Origin of the sequence: Streptomyces sp., assembly GCF_035644915.1 — a bacterium.
Taxonomy (GTDB): domain Bacteria; phylum Actinomycetota; class Actinomycetes; order Streptomycetales; family Streptomycetaceae; genus Streptomyces.
The window spans coordinates 1-2,953 of sequence record NZ_DASQNP010000150.1 but is presented as its reverse complement, the minus strand read 5'-3'; the positions used below and the strand labels follow the sequence as shown (position 1 = coordinate 2,953).

Sequence of the window (2,953 nt, the reverse complement as noted above, 5' to 3'; positions counted from 1 at the left end):
GCACGGGTCTATGCGGGTAGAAGCCGCTGCGGAACCCAGAATGACGCTGACATGTCAGCTCGACAAGAGGGCGGCCGGGGCGCCCCGGACTCCTCCCGGGCGCCGGTCCGGCAAGGGAACGGGAACGGGCCCGCCGTGCGGCAGCGCGGTGCCGCACGAGGACGGGGACGTGCGCCACATGGGCGCGGGCAGCGGGGGACGGCGAGCCCCCGCCGTCCGGGGGACCGGCCCGCCGCCGGGCACCCGTGACCCATCTTTGTCCTGTGCCGGGAAAAAGTAGGCACCTGTTCGCGCACAACTTCTTCCCAGCCCCGGCAGGCGCTGCTATGTTCCCCCGTGAAAGCCCGGCGAGCGCAGGGGCGCCCGCCGGGGCCGAGGCCCAGGGGATGTTCCCCGCACGAGGCCGGGAGGGAGGGCGGCGTGAGGCGCATGACGGCTCGACCCGCGAACGCGCACCAGGCGCGACTGCTCCGCCTGCTGCGTGACGGCGGGCCGAACTCCCGCGCCCAACTGGGCGACCAGGTCGACCTCTCCCGCTCCAAGCTGGCGGTGGAGATAGACCGCCTGCTGGAGACCGGCCTCGTGGTGGCCGACGGACTCGCCGCCTCGCGCGGCGGCCGCCGCTCCCACAACATCCGGCTCGCACCCGAACTGCGCTTCCTGGGCGTCGACATCGGCGCCACCTCGATCGACGTGGCCGTCACCAACGCCGAGTTGGAGATCCTCGGCCACCTCAACCAGCCCATGGACGTGCGGGAGGGTCCGGTCGCCGTCTTCGAGCAGGTCCTCGCCATGGCGGCCAAGCTCCGCGCCACGGGGGTGGCCGAGGGCTTCGACGGCGCCGGGATCGGCGTACCCGGCCCGGTGCGCTTCCCCGAGGGCGTCCCGGTCGCGCCGCCGATCATGCCCGGCTGGGACGGCTTCCCCGTGCGCGAGGCGCTCAGCCAGGAGCTGGGCTGCCCCGTCATGGTCGACAACGACGTGAACCTGATGGCGATGGGGGAGCAGCACGCGGGCGTGGCCCGGTCCGTGCAGGACTTCCTCTGCGTCAAGATCGGCACCGGAATCGGTTGCGGCATCGTCGCCGGGGGCGAGGTCCACCGCGGTACGACGGGCAGCGCGGGCGACATCGGCCACATCCAGGTCGAGCCCGGCGGCCGGCCGTGCCCGTGCGGCAACCGGGGCTGTCTGGAGGCGTACTTCGGGGGCGCGGCGCTCGCCCGCGACGCCGAGGAGGCCGCCCGGGACGGCCGGTCGCCGGAGCTGGCCGCCCGCCTGGAGACCGCCGGACGGCTGACGGCCGCCGACGTGGCGGCCGCGGCCGCGGCGGGGGACACCGCCTCCCTCGACCTCATCCGCGACGGCGGCAACCGCATCGGCCAGGTCATCGCCGGCCTGGTGAGCTTCTTCAACCCCGGCCTGGTGGTGATAGGCGGTGGCGTGACCGGGCTCGGCCACACCCTGCTGGCCAGCATCCGCACCCAGGTCTACCGCCAGTCACTGCCGCTGGCCACCGGCAACCTCCCGATCGTGCTGTGCGAGCTGGGGCCCGCCGCCGGAGTCATCGGCGCGGCCCGGCTGATCAGCGACCACCTGTTCTCCCCGGCCTGAGCGGCCGGGCCCGGCACCACACCCGCACCACCCACACCCGCACCACCCGCGTTCCGTACCGACTCCCGTACCGACCGCACCGCCCGCACCGAGCCGCACCACCCCGGCGCCGCGCCGCCGGACGCACGCCCGCGCCACCGCGGCACGGGCCGCACCGCACCCGCACCGCACCCGCGACCCCGTCCCGTACCCAGCCCTGCCCTGCCCACCCACCGGCCGCACCCTCCCCCATGACCCGAACGGCATGGGGGGTGCCCCCAGGAGCCCGCCATGGCACCAGAGCAAGAGCAGCGAGCCCCCGTCCCCCTCCTCACCGTGTCCGGCGTCACCAAGTCCTTCCCCGGCGTCCGCGCGCTCGACGGCGTGGACCTCGACATCACGCCCGGCGAGGTGCACTGCCTGCTGGGCCAGAACGGAGCCGGGAAGTCCACCCTGATCAAGGTGCTCTCCGGCGCCCACCGGCCCGACGCGGGCGAGATCACCTGGCGGGGCTCCCCCGTGCGGCCGGCCACGCCGGTGGCCGCCATGCGGCTGGGCATCGCCACCATCTACCAGGAACTGGACCTGGTGGAGCACCTGTCGGTGGCCGAGAACGTCTTCCTCGGACACGAGATCGCCACCGGCGGTTTCGTACGGGCCCGCGAGGCCCGTACCCGTACCGCCGCCCTCCTGGCCCGGCTCGGCCACCCCGAGATCGACCCGGGCACCCCGGTCGGTGCCCTGTCGGCGGCCGGGCAGCAGATCGTCTCCATGGCCCGCGCCCTGTCCCACGAGGCGCGCCTGATCATCATGGACGAGCCGTCCGCCGCGCTCGACCCGGACGAGGTCGACAACCTCTTCCGGATCGTCGCCGGCCTCACCGCCGACGGCGTGGCCGTCCTCTACATCTCCCACCGCCTGGAGGAGATCCGCCGCATCGGCGACCGCGTCACCGTGCTGAAGGACGGGCGCACCGCCGCCCGCGGACTGCCCGCCCGCACCACCGCCACCGGTGACCTGGTGGCCCTGATGACCGGCCGCGACGTGGAGTACGCCTTCCCCGGCCGCCCGGCCCGGCCGCCGGACGCCGAGCCCCTGCTGCGGGTCGAGGGACTCGCCCGGAAGGGGGAGTTCGCGCCGCTGGACCTCGAAGTGCGCCCCGGCGAGATCGTGGGCCTGGCCGGACTGGTGGGCTCCGGCCGCTCGGAGATCCTGGAGACCGTCTACGGCGCGCGGAAACCCACCTCCGGCCGGGTCCTGGTCGACGGCCGCCCGCTGCGGCCCGGCAGCGTGCGCGCGGCCGTCCGCGCCGGACTGGGCCTCGCCCCCGAGGAGCGCAAGGCCCAGGGCCTGCTGATGCTCG

The 2,953-nt window shown here is 75.0% G+C and carries 2 protein-coding genes; both read left to right on the top strand.

Annotated elements, in window-relative coordinates:
- The first annotated feature begins 429 nt into the window (after positions 1 to 429).
- Positions 430 to 1,611, top strand: coding sequence for an ROK family transcriptional regulator (locus tag VE546_RS16640; protein ID WP_324922998.1), 1,182 nt, complete (start codon positions 430 to 432; stop codon positions 1,609 to 1,611).
- 270 nt (positions 1,612 to 1,881) lie between these two features.
- The coding region (locus VE546_RS16635) for a sugar ABC transporter ATP-binding protein (RefSeq protein ID WP_324922996.1) at positions 1,882 to 2,953 on the top strand (1,072 nt) is incomplete at its 3' end.

What these genes read in the sequence shown, in the direction of transcription:
- VE546_RS16640 (WP_324922998.1), top strand. Translation starts at nt 430, where the DNA reads ATGACGGCTCGACCCGCGAACGCGCACCAGGCGCGACTGCTCCGCCTG.